Here is a 12,991-nt window from a genome sequence, read left to right on the forward strand (position 1 = left end):
GCAACACAATTTTTTGAGTTACAACGACTCCAGGCACCCCGCCAAATCATTCCCCAACTTCTCCAGCACCTGCTCATACCCCTGAGCGGTCGCCGGCGTGTACCCGCCCAGCGCATCCAGCTCCGCCAGTTTCACCGGCAAGCCTGCCACCAGGGTTTCCGCCAGCCGCGGACGCAGCGGTGGTTCGCTGAACACGCAGGTCTTGCCGACTTCCTGCAATCGCGTGCGCATGGCCGCCACGTGCTGGGCGCCAGGCTGCACTTCGGCTGCGACGCTGAACACACCGGCGTGCTTGAGCCCATAGGCGTCTTCGAAGTAATCGAAGGCTTCGTGGAACACGAAGTAAGGTTTGCCTTCAATGGGGGCCAGACGTTTCTTCAAGCGCAGATCCAGTGCATCCAGACGTTCATCGAAGGCCTTGAGATTGCTCTGGTAGCGGGCCGCATTGGCCGGGTCGGCAGCACTCAGATCGGCGGCCATTTTCGCCGCAATAACGCGCGCATTGACCGGCGACAACCAAAGGTGTGCGTCCAGGCTGCCGGGGCGGTGGTCGTGGTCATGCTCGTCGGCTTCTTCGGCGTGAGAGTGGTTATCCTCGGCGAAACGGCGCAGTTTCAGGCCAGGCAAATCTTGTACGGCGACGCTGGGCAGCGTGCGACCGTTCAGCACGCGAGGCAGGAAACCTTCCATGTCCGGACCGATCCAGTACAGCAGATCCACCGATTGCACCTTCCGTACGTCGGATGGGCGCAAGGCATAGTTATGCGGCGAGGCACCGGGGGGCAACAGGACTTCGGGAATGGCCACGCCATCCTGCACGGCCGCGGCGATCAGCTGCAGGGGCTTGATGCTGGTAAGGACTTTGACGTCGGCTTGCGCCGATCCGATCAGCAGGAAAGTTGCGATAAATGCGACAAAGATAGAAAAAAGTCGGGACACGATGACCACTCGAAGAGGCGAGAACGGGTAACATAATAACGTCTCTCACAAAACTCGTCGCCGCTCATGCCTATAACACCGATTGCCAGCCGTCCCCACGACCACTCTCACTGCGTTCAAAGCGCACTGTCTGAGGCCGATGCCCTGTGCGCACGTCAGGGGCTGCGCCTGACCGCCTTGCGTCGGCGGGTGCTGGAACTGGTGTGGCAAAGCCACAAGCCATTGGGCGCCTACGACATACTCGCGGTGCTCAGCGAGCAGGATGGCCGCCGCGCCGCGCCGCCGACGGTGTACCGCGCACTGGATTTCCTGCTGGAAAACGGCCTCGTCCACCGCATTTCCTCGTTGAACTCTTTCGTCGGCTGCAACCACCCGGAACATGCTCACCAGGGTCAGTTCCTGATCTGTCGCGCATGCCACGCCGCCATCGAGCTTGAACAAAAATCCATCAGTGACGCGATCATCGGCAGCGCCAAAGAGGTCGGGTTCGTCGTCGAAGGCCAGACCGTGGAAGTGGTCGGTCTCTGCTCGGGTTGCCAGGGGGCTTGATGAGCAACGCGCTGATCCGCCTCGAACAGGTTGCCGTCACCTTCGCCGGGCAAAACGTGCTGGATAACATCGAGCTGAGCGTCGAGCCGGGGCAGATCGTGACCCTGATCGGTCCCAATGGCGCTGGCAAGACCACCTTGGTGCGAGCTGTGCTTGGCCTGCTGAAGCCGGACAGCGGCAGCGTCTGGCGCAAGCCGAAACTGCGGGTCGGCTACATGCCGCAAAAACTGCATGTCGATCCGACGCTGCCGCTTTCCGTGCTGCGCTTCTTGCGTCTGGTGCCGGGTGTGGATCGTGCCCGAGCCTTGGCCGCGCTCAAGGAAGTCGGCGCCGAGCAGGTCATCGATAACCCGGTGCAAAGTGTTTCCGGCGGTGAAATGCAGCGCGTGCTGCTGGCCCGGGCATTGCTGCGCGAGCCGGAACTGCTGGTACTCGATGAACCGGTACAAGGCGTGGACGTGGCCGGTCAGGCCGAGCTTTACAGCCTGATCACAAGATTGCGCGACCGTCACGGTTGCGGGGTGTTGATGGTGTCCCATGATTTGCATCTGGTGATGAGCACCACCGACCAGGTGGTCTGCCTCAATCGTCACGTCTGCTGTTCCGGGCATCCCGAACAGGTCAGCGGCGACCCGGCTTTCGTCGAGCTGTTCGGCAAGAACGCGCAAAGCCTGGCGATTTATCACCACCATCACGACCACGCCCATGACCTGCATGGTTCGGTGGTCAGCGCGGCCCCGGCGGCCCATACCCACGTTCACGGAGATAGCTGCAAGCATGGCTGATTTTCTGCTCTACGCCCTGCTTGCAGGTCTGGCCCTGGCCCTGGTCGCAGGCCCATTGGGTTCGTTCGTGGTCTGGCGGCGCATGGCCTATTTCGGCGACACCCTGTCCCATGCCGCACTGCTCGGCGTGGCGCTGGGCTTTTTGCTGGATGTCAGCCCGACTGTTGCAGTCACCGTGGGCTGTCTACTGTTGGCCGTGTTGCTGGTGACCTTGCAACAGCGCCAGCCGCTCGCGTCCGACACGCTGTTGGGAATTCTCGCCCCCAGCACCCTTTCTCTGGGCCTGGTGGTACTAAGCTTCATGCATGAAGTGCGGATCGACCTGATGGCCTATCTGTTCGGCGACCTGCTGGCGATCAGTCCAACCGACCTGGCCTGGATACTCGGCGGCAGTGCGGGGGTGCTGGCTTTGCTGGTGACATTGTGGCGGCCAATGCTGGCGATTACGGTCCATGAAGAGCTGGCCAAGGTGGAAGGTTTGCCGGTCGCGGCGTTGCGCCTGACCCTGATGCTGTTGATCGCGGTAGTCATTGCGGTGGCGATGAAGATCGTCGGTGTATTGCTGATTACTTCGCTGCTGATCATCCCGGCGGCTGCGGCACAGCGTCACGCCCGGTCACCGGAGCAGATGGCGCTGGGCGCGAGCCTGCTGGGCATGCTCGCGGTCTGTGGCGGGCTGGCGCTGTCATGGTTCAAGGACACGCCGGCGGGCCCGTCGATTGTGGTGGCTGCCGCCGCACTGTTTCTGCTGAGTTTTGTCCTGCCCCGTCGAGGGGTGTAGACTTGCTCGTTTTTTGCGCAAATAGAGAGTCGCAGGAATGAAGCCGTTCGCCTCCCGTTATCTGCTCCTTGTCGCATTTTCTCTGCTGCTGGGCGCTTGCCAAAGCACGCCACCGGCGGCCACCGAGCCTGCCGATGCACGGGCAACGGCCATTGCACAGCTGGAACAAAGCCTCGCCAGCAGCGAATTGGCGACCGCGGAAGGTCAACTGGCCACCTTGCAGGCCGAGTCGCCCAACGATCAATCCCTTGAGCAATACCAGCGGCAACTGGCCGAAGCTTATCTGCGTCGTAGCCAGATCGTGCTGCAAAAAGGTGATGTGAACGCGGCTGCCACTGCGCTCAGCCGCGCCCGGGCGTTGATGCCCAAGGCTCCGGCGCTGACCGGCGGGGTCAACAATGCGATCGTCAATGCGCGCAAAGCCGAGCTGGACAGGGCTGAAGCGGCGCTCATGGCGGCCGAAGCCAAGCCGCAAGCCAAAGTCATCGACCCGACGGCCGAAAGCACCACGGTGGCGCTGAACCTCACGGATATGGCCAAGCTGCGCCAGCAACTGGATGCCATTGCTGCCGATGTGGTGAATTATCAGTGCGACGTCAGCATTCAGGCGCCGCGCACCCAGGATTATCCTTGGTTGGCCACCTTGTTGACCAAGCGAGTGAAGAAGCTGGATTCGGGGTTTGATCTGAATCTGGAAAAACAGATTTTGCGTAACATTCCGGCGCAGATCGTTCTAAGTCCGCGTAAGCCTTAGAAGCATCGTCGGATCGCCGCCCGGACCAAGCCCGCTCCCACAGGTTATGAGGCTGACCACGGATATGTGGTCCACTCAATCATTGTGGGAGCGGGCTTGCCCGCGATGGCATCCGGTCTGTCGATACAACCCTTAAGCCGGAATCCCCTTGGCCTTAGGCTCCCGATCCCACACCCGATGCTGCCCGATCGCGGTAAAAAACGGCTTGGTCAACTTGGCGGCATCCGCCCCCACGATCAACCCCGCATCAACCTCCAGCTTCAACACATCCAGCAACTGCTTCGCCTCACCGTGCAGCGCGATTGCCTTCAAGTGTTTGTAAGCCTCAAGCAAGTAATGCAGCGCCACGCCATCGGTGCTCAACGCCTTGATCGACGCCGCGCCACCAGGCACGAATACCGCGTCGAACGCGATGGATGGCAGGCCTTCCATCGACGCGTCCACGGGCAGCGCCTTGCCATCGGCGGTTGTCACGGGCGCCGAGGTCGGGCCGAGCAATTTGGCGTGAGCACCTTCGGCCTTCAGCGCTTTCTTCATCGCATCGATCGCGGCACCGTCGACACCGTTGGCCGCCAGAATCGCGACTTTACGCGTCTTGATATCGCCCGGTAGCAAGTTGGCCTGGCTCAAGGCCGGTGAACGCTCCAGGGATATTTTCGGCACATCGACCGTGCCGGCTTTCGGCGCTGGCAGGCCGAGGTTCTGCGCGACGCGCCCGGCCAGTTCCAGGTCGATGTTGGCGAGGATCTCATTCACCTCGCGCGCGCGGATGAACTCGCGCTCGACCTTGCCCAGCTCAAAGCTGTAAGCGGCAATGATGTGCTCCTGTTCGTGCTTGCTCATGCTGTGATAGAACAGCCGCGCCTGGGAGAAGTGGTCGCCGAAGGACTCGCTGCGTTGGCGAATCTTGTTGGCATCGATGCGCTCCGGATGGGTCTCGAAACCACCATTTTGTGCTGAGGGCGGGGTTTCTTTCGGCCAGCCGCCATCAATGGAGTTCGGCTCGTAGGAAGCACGACCCTTGTCGATGGTGGTGCGGTGTTGCGCGTCCCGCTGACCATTGTGGAACGGCGCGACCGGACGGTTGATTGGAATCTCGTGAAAATTCGGTCCGCCGAGTCGGCTGATTTGCGTATCGGTATAGGAAAACAGTCGCCCTTGCAGCAGTGGATCGTTGGAGAAGTCGATCCCCGGCACGATATGCCCAGGGCAAAACGCGACCTGCTCGGTCTCGGCAAAGAAGTTGTCCGGGTTGCGGTTGAGTACCATCTTGCCCAGCGGTGTAATCGGCACGATTTCCTCGGGAATGATTTTGGTCGGGTCAAGCAGGTCGAAATCGAAGGTGTGCTCGTTTTCCTCCTCGACCACCTGGACGCCCAGTTCCCATTCCGGGTAGTCCCCCATCTCGATTGACTCCCACAGATCGCGACGGTGGAAGTCGGTGTCTTTACCGGCGAGTTTCTGCGCTTCATCCCAGACCAGCGAGCAAGTCCCGGCAGTAGGGCGCCAGTGGAATTTGACGAAGCGCGATTTACCTTCGGCGTTGATCAGGCGGAATGTATGAACGCCGAAGCCCTGCATGCTGCGCAGGCTTTTCGGGATCGCCCGGTCGGACATGGCCCAGATCACCATGTGCGCCGATTCCGGCACCAGGGAGACGAAGTCCCAGAAAGTGTCGTGAGCCGAACCGCCGGTTGGAATCTCGTTGTGGGGCTCGGGTTTCACCGCGTGCACGAAATCAGGAAACTTGATGGCATCCTGAATGAAGAACACCGGCATGTTGTTGCCCACCAGGTCGAAGTTGCCTTCGTCGGTGAAGAACTTCACGGCGAAACCTCGTACGTCGCGCACGGTATCGCCCGACCCACGAGGGCCCTGCACCGTGGAAAAGCGCACGAACACCGGGGTTTGTTTGGCCGGGTCTTGCAGGAAGCCGGCCTTGGTCAGCACGGAATGGTTTTCGTACGACTGAAAGTAGCCATGGGCACCGGTCCCGCGGGCATGCACGATGCGTTCGGGAATACGCTCATGGTCAAAATGCGTGATCTTTTCACGCATGATGAAGTCTTCCAGCAACGACGGGCCGCGGTCGCCGACCTTCAACGTGTTCTGGTTGTCCGAGACTTTCACGCCCTGATTGGTGCGCAGGGCCTGTTCAGTGGCGTCGGAGCGAAATTTTTCCAGGCTGTCGAGCTTGGCATTGGTGTTGCTGCGGTCCAGGGTATCGGTCCCGGCCAGTGCGCTTTTGGGGGCGGCAGGCTTTTTGGTACTCATCAGTCGTAAACTCCTCGTTTCAATTCCCGTCCGTCGTAGCCAGGACTCTTGGGCGATATCCCCAGGCACTGCTACCGGGGGCGTTTTCGAGTTGCTTAATTAATGACTGATGACATTTTTAGCCGTTCCTTTTTTCTGACCTTTGATCGCGTTATTGCCAAATGACAGGTTGAATACGAAATAAATGCTAAGAACCTCTATACGGACAGGCTAAAATGCGCGCCTGGCTATCCGCTGATCCTTTTCTAACGCGCCCCACAAGGTTCGCTACGTGATCGAGTTTCAAAACGTCCACAAAACCTACCGCGTCGCCGGTAAGGATATCCCCGCCCTGCACCCGACCAGTCTGTCGATTGAGAACGGTCAGGTATTCGGCCTGATCGGCCACTCCGGCGCGGGAAAAAGTACCCTGCTGCGTCTGATCAATCGCCTGGAAAACGCCAGTGGCGGCAAGATCTTTGTCGACGGCGAAGAAGTCACCGCGCTTGATGCCAACAGCCTGCGCCGCTTCCGTCAGCAGGTCGGGATGATTTTCCAGCACTTCAACCTGCTGGCGTCCAAGACCGTGGCCGACAACGTCGCGCTGCCGCTGGCCCTGGCCGGTGAACTGTCGCGCAGCGACATCGACCGGCGTGTGGCCGAGTTGCTGGCGCGGGTGGGCTTGTCCGACCACGCGAAAAAGTACCCGGCGCAATTGTCTGGCGGCCAGAAGCAGCGCGTCGGCATCGCCCGCGCCCTGGCAACCAAGCCTAAAATTCTGCTGTGCGATGAAGCCACCAGCGCGCTGGACCCGCAGACCACTGCATCGGTCCTGCAATTGCTGGCCGAGATCAATCGCGAGCTGAAGCTGACCATCGTCCTGATCACGCACGAGATGGACGTGATCCGTCGGGTCTGTGACCAGGTGGCGGTGATGGACGCTGGCAAGATCGTCGAGCAAGGTTCGGTGGCCGAGGTGTTCCTGCATCCCAAGCACCCGACGACCAAACGCTTTGTGCAAGAAGACGAGCAGATTGATGAAAGCGAGCAACGCGATGACTTCGCTCACGTACCGGGTCGCATTGTGCGCCTGACCTTCCAGGGCGAAGCGACCTACGCGCCGTTGCTGGGGACCGTCGCTCGGGAAACGGGCGTGGACTACAGCATTCTGGCCGGTCGTATCGACCGCATCAAAGACGTCCCCTACGGGCAGTTGACCCTGGCCGTGACCGGTGGCGACATGGAAGCGGCGTTCGCCCAGTTCACCGCAGCCGACGTCCACATGGAGGTCCTGCGCTAATGGAAGTCCTGACAAGTTTCTTCGCCAACATCGACTGGTTCGAAATCTGGCTGGCCACCGGCGATACCTTGCTGATGCTCTTCGGTTCGCTGTTGTTCACCGTGCTGCTGGGCCTGCCGCTGGGCGTATTGCTGTTCCTCTGCAGCCCGCGTCAATTGCTGGAAGCCAAGGGCGTCTATGCGATGTTGTCGCTGGTGGTGAACATCCTGCGTTCGCTGCCGTTCATCATTCTGTTGATCGTGATGATTCCGTTCACGGTATTGATCACCGGCACTTCGTTGGGGGTCGCCGGTGCGATTCCACCCCTGGTGGTAGGCGCCACGCCGTTCTTCGCGCGACTGGTGGAAACTGCTTTGCGTGAAGTGGATCGCGGCATCATCGAGGCGACCCAGGCCATGGGCGCGACGACGCGACAGATCATCACCAATGCCTTGCTGCCGGAAGCTCGCCCGGGCATCTTCGCGGCGATTACGGTGACCGCCATTACACTGGTGTCCTACACGGCGATGGCGGGTGTGGTCGGTGCTGGCGGCCTGGGCGACCTGGCGATCCGTTTCGGCTACCAGCGTTTCCAGACCGATGTGATGGTGGTCACCGTGGTGTTGCTGCTGGTGCTGGTGCAAGTGCTGCAAACCGTTGGCGACAAATTGGTTGTCCACTTTTCTCGTAAATGAGCTTTTTAATGCATGAGCCGGCCATTCGCTGGCAGGCGCCGAAGACAGGCGCCTCACATGGAGTTAGCTGAATGAAAAAACTACTCGTCGCATTCGCTGCCGTTGCAGCCTTTTCCGCCCACGCTGCCGACACCCTGACCGTCGCGGCCACCCCGGTCCCGCACGCGGAAATCCTCGAATTCGTCAAACCGGCCCTGGCTAAAGAAGGCGTGGACCTGCGGGTCAAGGTCTTCACCGACTACATCCAGCCGAACGTGCAGGTTGCCGAGAAGCGTCTGGACGCCAACTTCTTCCAGCATCAGCCGTATCTTGATGAGTTCAACAAGGCCAAGACCACCAATCTGGTGGCCGTGACCGGCGTACACCTGGAGCCGCTGGGTGCTTACTCCAGCAAGTACAAGACGCTGGCGGAGCTGCCGGGCGGTGCCAACGTCGTGATCCCGAACGATGCCACCAACGGCGGCCGCGCGTTGTTGCTGCTGGCGAAGGCCGGCCTGATCAAGTTGAAGGATTCGAACAACATCCTGTCGACCGTGAAGGACATCACCGAAAACACCAAGGACCTGAAGTTCCGCGAACTGGAAGCCGCGACCATCCCCCGCGTGCTGACCCAGGTCGACCTGGCGCTGATCAACACCAACTACGCGCTGGAAGCCAAGCTCGATCCGGCCAAGGATGCGCTGGTGATCGAAGGCAGCGATTCGCCGTACGTGAATATCCTCGTGGCCCGTCCGGACGACAAGGACAGTGTTGCCATGCAGAAACTGGTGACTGCACTGCACAGCCCAGAAGTGAAAGCGTTCATTCTCAAGAAGTACAAAGGCGCGGTAGTGCCGGCGTTCTGATCTGACAGCAATAAAAAACGGGGACGCATTGATTGCGTCCCCGTTTTTTTATGCCTGGAATACGGACCCTGTGGGAGCGGGCTTGCCCGCGATGGCGGATTGATATTCAACAACTGTGTTGGAGCTGATGGCCCTATCGCGGGCAAGCCCGCTCCCACAGGGTTTTGTGGTGCTTACTTGCGGTTAAGCATCACCGGCAATTGCACCACCAGTTTCTGGTTGTTCAACGGCGCCCGAATAAACCCGCGTTGCGTCCCGTCCGGCCCGATCACCGCCAGGTTGCCACTGTGATCGACGGTGTAATTGGGCTTGCTGGTGTCCGCCGGAATGAACGGGATGCTCACCGCATTGGCCAGCTTCTGAATGTCTTCGACCGAAGACGCCGTCAGCCCTATGAACTGCGGATCGAAGTAGCCCAGGTATTGCTTGAGCTGCTTGGGCGTGTCGCGATTCGGGTCGACGCTGACCAGCACGATCTGCAACTTGTCCACCGCCTCGGGTGGCAGCTCGCTTTTGATCTGGCGCAGTTGGGCGAGGGTGGTCGGGCAGATGTCCGGGCAGAAGGTGTAGCCGAAGAACAGCAGCGACCATTTGTCCTTCAACTCGTTGACCGTGACCGGCTTGCCGTCCTGATCGGTCATCGTCACATCCGGCAGGTTGCGGCTCTGCGGCAGCAGGATGATCCCGGCGTCGATCAGTGCCGTCGGGTCGCCCTGGCCTTTGCCGGACAGGACTTTGTTGATGGTCAGGCCCAGGACCAGCGCGATCAGGGCAACGAGGATGAAGACGGTTTTCTGGGTTCGAGTCATAGGTTCAACAGTAAGTAGTGGTCTACGAGCAGCGCGATAAACAGCAGGAACAAGTAGTAGATAGAGTACTTGAAGGTGTTGATCGCCGCGTGCGGCCGAGTGCCACGGTACAGCACCACGGCCCATTGCAGAAACCGGGCGCCCAGGCCTAGCGCGCAAATCAGGTAGAGCAGTCCGCTCATGTGGATCACGTACGGCATCAGGCTGACGGCCAGCAGGGCGAAGGTGTAAAGCAGGATGTGGACCTTGGTGTAATGCTCACCGTGGGTGACGGGCAGCATGGGGATGTCGGCCTTGGCGTATTCCTCTTTGCGGTGAATGGCCAAGGCCCAGAAGTGTGGCGGGGTCCAGGCGAAGATGATCAGCACCAACAACAGCGGTTCAGCGCTGACATGGCCGGTAGCGGCGGTCCAGCCCAGCAGTGGCGGGGCAGCGCCTGCCAGGCCACCAATCACGATGTTCTGTGGCGTCGCGCGTTTCAGGAACCCGGTGTACACCACGGCGTAACCGAGCAACGAGGCGAGGGTCAACCAAGCGGTCAACGGATTGGTGAAGGCCAGCAGTAACGCCTGGCCGAGCAATGCCAATACCAGGGCGAAGGTGAGCGCAGCGGCTGGGGAAACCCGACCTTCAGCCAACGGCCGTTTGTGCGTACGCGCCATCACCGCATCGATACGCCGGTCCACCACATGGTTGACCGCCGCAGCGCCACCGGCACACAAGGCAATCCCCAGATTACCGAAGATCAGCACCGTCCACGGCACGCCGGCGCGGGTCGCTAGAAACATGCCGACCAGTGAGGTGATGAGCATCAGCACCACCACTTTTGGCTTGGTCAGCTCCAGATAGTCACGCCAGATCGCCTGGCTGTGACGTTCGCCGATCAGAGTCGCCATGGCATCTCTCCTTTTATTGTTATGGGCCCGGCTGAATGCTTACGCGGGCTGAATCGCCAGCGCGCGGGTGTTTGCTGCTTGACCCGAACCAGACTGGTTCGGGCGTGATAATTGACCAGCACCATCGTCAGTAAAAGTGCCGCTCCCCCAGCGTTGTGAGCGACGGCCACAGGCAGCGGCAAGTGGAAAATCACGTTGCTGATGCCGAGAGTGATTTGCGCACCGAGCGCGATCAGCACCAGCCCCGCCAGCCGCGTCATGCCAACTACCTTGAGTTGCCAGGCCAGCCCGAGCAGTACGAGGGTGACCAACAGGGCGCCGATACGATGGGTCAGGTGAATGGCGGTACGAGCATCGCTGTCCAGTTGCCCGCCCAGGTAGTTCGGGCCGATGTGCTGAGTCAGATGAAAGCCGTTGGCGAAATCTGCCGGCGGCAGCCATTGCCCATGGCAGGTCGGGAAGTCGATACAGGCTACGGCTGCGTAGTTCGAGCTGACCCAGCCACCGAGGGCGATCTGCCCAATCACCAGCAGCAATCCCGCTGTAGCCCAGTACTGCAAACGCCGTGGCACGGTGAGTGCCGGCAATACGCCGGACAGACGCAAGGTCAGCAGAAACAACAGGCTCAAGGTCGCAAAGCCGCCGAGCAAATGCCCGGTCACCACTTGCGGCCAGAGCTTGAGCGTCACCGTCCACATACCGAACGCCGCCTGGGCGATCACCACGGCCAACAGAAACAGCGGCAACTTCACCGGTTGTCCCGGATGACGACGATGGACCCAGGCACGGCCCGCCAGTACCGAGATTAACAGCCCTAGCGTGCCGGCGAAGTAGCGGTGGACCATCTCGTTCCAGCCCTTGTGGGCTTCGACGGGGGCATCGGGAAAGTGCAGTTCGGCATGGGCCAGTTGGGCTTCGCCTTTCGGCACGCTGATAAAGCCGTAACAGCCTGGCCAGTCCGGACAGCCGAGGCCCGCGTGGGTCAGGCGGGTGTAGGCGCCGAGCAACACCACAATCAGTGCAAGCAAGGTGGCAAACAGCGCGAGGCGAAATCCAGGTTTGGCCATGACGATGCCCTTATCCGATGTTCGACAGTTTCAGCAGATGGCGCAGGTCGTTGAGCAGGTCCTTGCCTTTGACCGTCGGGTCGTAGCGCAGCACCAGATTGCCGTGGGGGTCGATGATCCACAGCTGCGGCACGGTTGCGTCCCCGGTCGTCTCGCTGAAAGTCGTCAGGTCCATGGGGTAACGTTGCAGTTGTGGGTACTCGCGCGTCAGCTTGGCGTCGTAATCGCTGCTCAGCGGTTGCGCCGCGGCCAGGGCGTGACTGGCGCGCCCGGCATCACGACCAAGACCGATCTGGACTTGTCGCGCCAGGTACACCAGTTGCTGGCAGTCGACCGAGCACTCCTTGGGGGCGGTGACCAGCAACTGCCAGCGGTCCTCCTGCGCTTGCACACCGATGTCCGCGCGGGTCTGGCCGTTGCCGATCAACTCGCCGTGATAACTGCGGCCCTCCGGTACCCAGAACTGCAATTTGTACATGCCGGTGGCAAGGATCATCGGGCCGATCACCCCCAGCAGAATCAGCAATAACTGCATGCGACCTTTGCGCCGACTCGCCGGGGTTTTCGCCTCAGACATGTTGGGTGGATTCATGGCCGCTCCCATGGTGTTTCTCCTTTGCGTTGTGCCAGCCGAGATAGAGATAAAGGCCGAACAGGGCGATCGACATGGCGAACCACTGCACGGCATAAGCCAGGTGTTTTTCCGGCCCCATGGCCACCACCGGCCAATCGGCCTGGTAAGTCGCGGGGCCGATTTCTGCGCGTAATTCGTAGGCAAAGCCATCACGGCCCAGCGCGGTCCAGAGCCTGGCCGGTTCGACTGCGGTCACCAGTTGGGGCCAGGTCGTGGTGTTCGGGTCGGCGTGCAGTTGAAAGGTGGCGCCGGGGGAGACGTAGACCCAGGCGTCGAGACTCAATGCCGCTTCGGGCGTGGTGAATTGCGGCGGGGTGCGCCGGTCCGGCCACGGCAGCCAGCCGCGATTGACCAGCAGCCAAAGCCCGGTCGCCTGATCCTGGAACGGTTGCAGCAGTTCGACGCCGACCTTGCCGTCGCGCTGGCGGTTGTCCAGCAGCAGGCTGTGAGCGGCATCGAATTGGCCGTGCAAGCGAACGCGGCGGAACGCCGGATCTTCGGTGTGTTGCAATTCGGTACTGGGCATCGGTTCGGCGACCCGGCGTTCGGCATAGCTTTGCAGTAGCGCGCTTTTCTCCGCGCCCCGGCTCAACTGCCAGAACCCGAGTGAAACCAGCAGGGGCAGCAACAGCGCGACCACCAGGGTCGGCACGACGCCCGGCCGGAAGCGCTTCATGGCATCGCCAGAAAGGTGCTGGTCGCGAT

14 protein-coding genes are annotated in these 12,991 nt (G+C 60.9%); 7 read left to right on the top strand and 7 right to left on the bottom strand.

Annotated elements, in window-relative coordinates; genetic code table 11:
• Nucleotides 1-18: 18 nt before the first annotated feature.
• Nucleotides 19-939, bottom strand: a complete 921-nt coding sequence (znuA, locus tag ACA062_RS00305) for a zinc ABC transporter substrate-binding protein ZnuA (RefSeq protein WP_497454730.1) — start codon at nt 937-939, stop codon at nt 19-21.
• 66 nt (nt 940-1,005) lie between these two features.
• Between znuA and zur the strand changes: the two genes are divergently transcribed.
• From zur to ACA062_RS00325, 4 genes are read left to right on the top strand one after another with little or no spacing between them, the layout of a single operon-like run.
• Nucleotides 1,006-1,488: a zinc uptake transcriptional repressor Zur gene (gene zur / locus ACA062_RS00310; protein WP_497454731.1), complete on the top strand. Its 483-nt coding sequence runs from the start codon at nt 1,006-1,008 to the stop codon at nt 1,486-1,488.
• Complete coding sequence (gene znuC, locus ACA062_RS00315) at nt 1,488-2,273, top strand: zinc ABC transporter ATP-binding protein ZnuC (protein WP_497454732.1); 786 nt, start codon at nt 1,488-1,490, stop codon at nt 2,271-2,273. Before zur ends, znuC begins: the two co-directional genes overlap by 1 nt.
• Nucleotides 2,266-3,054: a zinc ABC transporter permease subunit ZnuB gene (gene znuB / locus ACA062_RS00320; RefSeq protein WP_497454733.1), complete on the top strand. Its 789-nt coding sequence runs from the start codon at nt 2,266-2,268 to the stop codon at nt 3,052-3,054. Before znuC ends, znuB begins: the two co-directional genes overlap by 8 nt.
• Before the next feature lie 37 nt (nt 3,055-3,091).
• A complete protein-coding gene (locus tag ACA062_RS00325; protein ID WP_497454734.1) occupies nt 3,092-3,808 on the top strand; it encodes a PA5502 family lipoprotein in 717 nt (238 codons plus the stop codon).
• A gap of 132 nt (nt 3,809-3,940) precedes the next feature.
• Here ACA062_RS00325 and katE read toward each other — a convergent pair whose 3' ends face one another.
• Nucleotides 3,941-6,082 (bottom strand): catalase HPII, encoded by a 2,142-nt coding sequence (gene katE / locus ACA062_RS00330; protein ID WP_497454735.1) that lies wholly within the window; start codon nt 6,080-6,082, stop codon nt 3,941-3,943.
• 271 nt (nt 6,083-6,353) lie between these two features.
• Here katE and ACA062_RS00335 point away from each other — a divergent pair, with 271 nt between their 5' ends.
• The 3 genes from ACA062_RS00335 (at nt 6,354) to ACA062_RS00345 (ending at nt 8,880) form a co-directional block, all read left to right on the top strand.
• The gene (locus ACA062_RS00335) at nt 6,354-7,361 is read left to right on the top strand and encodes a methionine ABC transporter ATP-binding protein (protein WP_497454736.1); all 1,008 of its coding nucleotides are present in this window, start codon (nt 6,354-6,356) and stop codon (nt 7,359-7,361) included.
• On the top strand, nt 7,361-8,035 hold the full coding sequence (locus tag ACA062_RS00340) for a methionine ABC transporter permease (RefSeq protein WP_307334238.1): 675 nt from the start codon (nt 7,361-7,363) through the stop codon (nt 8,033-8,035). Before ACA062_RS00335 ends, ACA062_RS00340 begins: the two co-directional genes overlap by 1 nt.
• Nucleotides 8,036-8,106: 71 nt before the next feature.
• Nucleotides 8,107-8,880 (top strand): MetQ/NlpA family ABC transporter substrate-binding protein, encoded by a 774-nt coding sequence (locus ACA062_RS00345; protein WP_497454737.1) that lies wholly within the window; start codon nt 8,107-8,109, stop codon nt 8,878-8,880.
• A gap of 173 nt (nt 8,881-9,053) precedes the next feature.
• Here the strand turns inward: ACA062_RS00345 and ACA062_RS00350 are convergent, their stop codons facing one another.
• From ACA062_RS00350 to ACA062_RS00370, 5 genes are read right to left on the bottom strand one after another with little or no spacing between them, the layout of a single operon-like run.
• Nucleotides 9,054-9,689 carry an SCO family protein gene (locus ACA062_RS00350; RefSeq protein WP_497454738.1) on the bottom strand — a complete coding sequence of 212 codons (636 nt, stop codon included), beginning with the start codon at nt 9,687-9,689 and terminating at the stop codon, nt 9,054-9,056.
• Nucleotides 9,686-10,585, bottom strand: a complete 900-nt coding sequence (cyoE, locus tag ACA062_RS00355) for a heme o synthase (RefSeq protein ID WP_497454739.1) — start codon at nt 10,583-10,585, stop codon at nt 9,686-9,688. The genes ACA062_RS00350 and cyoE overlap by 4 nt, the downstream gene beginning before the upstream one ends.
• The gene (locus tag ACA062_RS00360) at nt 10,573-11,652 is read right to left on the bottom strand and encodes a COX15/CtaA family protein (RefSeq protein ID WP_497454740.1); all 1,080 of its coding nucleotides are present in this window, start codon (nt 11,650-11,652) and stop codon (nt 10,573-10,575) included. Before ACA062_RS00360 ends, cyoE begins: the two co-directional genes overlap by 13 nt.
• Before the next feature lie 10 nt (nt 11,653-11,662).
• Complete coding sequence (locus ACA062_RS00365; RefSeq protein WP_497454741.1) at nt 11,663-12,256, bottom strand: PA_0111/PP_0108 family redox-active disulfide protein; 594 nt, start codon at nt 12,254-12,256, stop codon at nt 11,663-11,665.
• Nucleotides 12,222-12,962: an SURF1 family protein gene (locus tag ACA062_RS00370; protein ID WP_497454742.1), complete on the bottom strand. Its 741-nt coding sequence runs from the start codon at nt 12,960-12,962 to the stop codon at nt 12,222-12,224. The genes ACA062_RS00365 and ACA062_RS00370 overlap by 35 nt, the downstream gene beginning before the upstream one ends.
• Nucleotides 12,963-12,991 lie beyond the last annotated feature (29 nt).

It is taken from the genome of Pseudomonas sp. LBUM1679 (assembly GCF_059695565.1).

What these genes read in the sequence shown, in the direction of transcription:
- katE (WP_497454735.1), bottom strand. Translation starts at nt 6,082, where the DNA reads ATGAGTACCAAAAAGCCTGCCGCCCCCAAAAGCGCACTGGCCGGGACC.
- ACA062_RS00345 (WP_497454737.1), top strand. Translation starts at nt 8,107, where the DNA reads ATGAAAAAACTACTCGTCGCATTCGCTGCCGTTGCAGCCTTTTCCGCC.
- ACA062_RS00325 (WP_497454734.1), top strand. Translation starts at nt 3,092, where the DNA reads ATGAAGCCGTTCGCCTCCCGTTATCTGCTCCTTGTCGCATTTTCTCTG.
- ACA062_RS00360 (WP_497454740.1), bottom strand. Translation starts at nt 11,652, where the DNA reads ATGGCCAAACCTGGATTTCGCCTCGCGCTGTTTGCCACCTTGCTTGCA.
- cyoE (WP_497454739.1), bottom strand. Translation starts at nt 10,585, where the DNA reads ATGGCGACTCTGATCGGCGAACGTCACAGCCAGGCGATCTGGCGTGAC.
- zur (WP_497454731.1), top strand. Translation starts at nt 1,006, where the DNA reads ATGCCTATAACACCGATTGCCAGCCGTCCCCACGACCACTCTCACTGC.
- ACA062_RS00350 (WP_497454738.1), bottom strand. Translation starts at nt 9,689, where the DNA reads ATGACTCGAACCCAGAAAACCGTCTTCATCCTCGTTGCCCTGATCGCG.
- znuB (WP_497454733.1), top strand. Translation starts at nt 2,266, where the DNA reads ATGGCTGATTTTCTGCTCTACGCCCTGCTTGCAGGTCTGGCCCTGGCC.
- ACA062_RS00340 (WP_307334238.1), top strand. Translation starts at nt 7,361, where the DNA reads ATGGAAGTCCTGACAAGTTTCTTCGCCAACATCGACTGGTTCGAAATC.
- znuC (WP_497454732.1), top strand. Translation starts at nt 1,488, where the DNA reads ATGAGCAACGCGCTGATCCGCCTCGAACAGGTTGCCGTCACCTTCGCC.
- ACA062_RS00370 (WP_497454742.1), bottom strand. Translation starts at nt 12,962, where the DNA reads ATGAAGCGCTTCCGGCCGGGCGTCGTGCCGACCCTGGTGGTCGCGCTG.
- ACA062_RS00365 (WP_497454741.1), bottom strand. Translation starts at nt 12,256, where the DNA reads ATGGGAGCGGCCATGAATCCACCCAACATGTCTGAGGCGAAAACCCCG.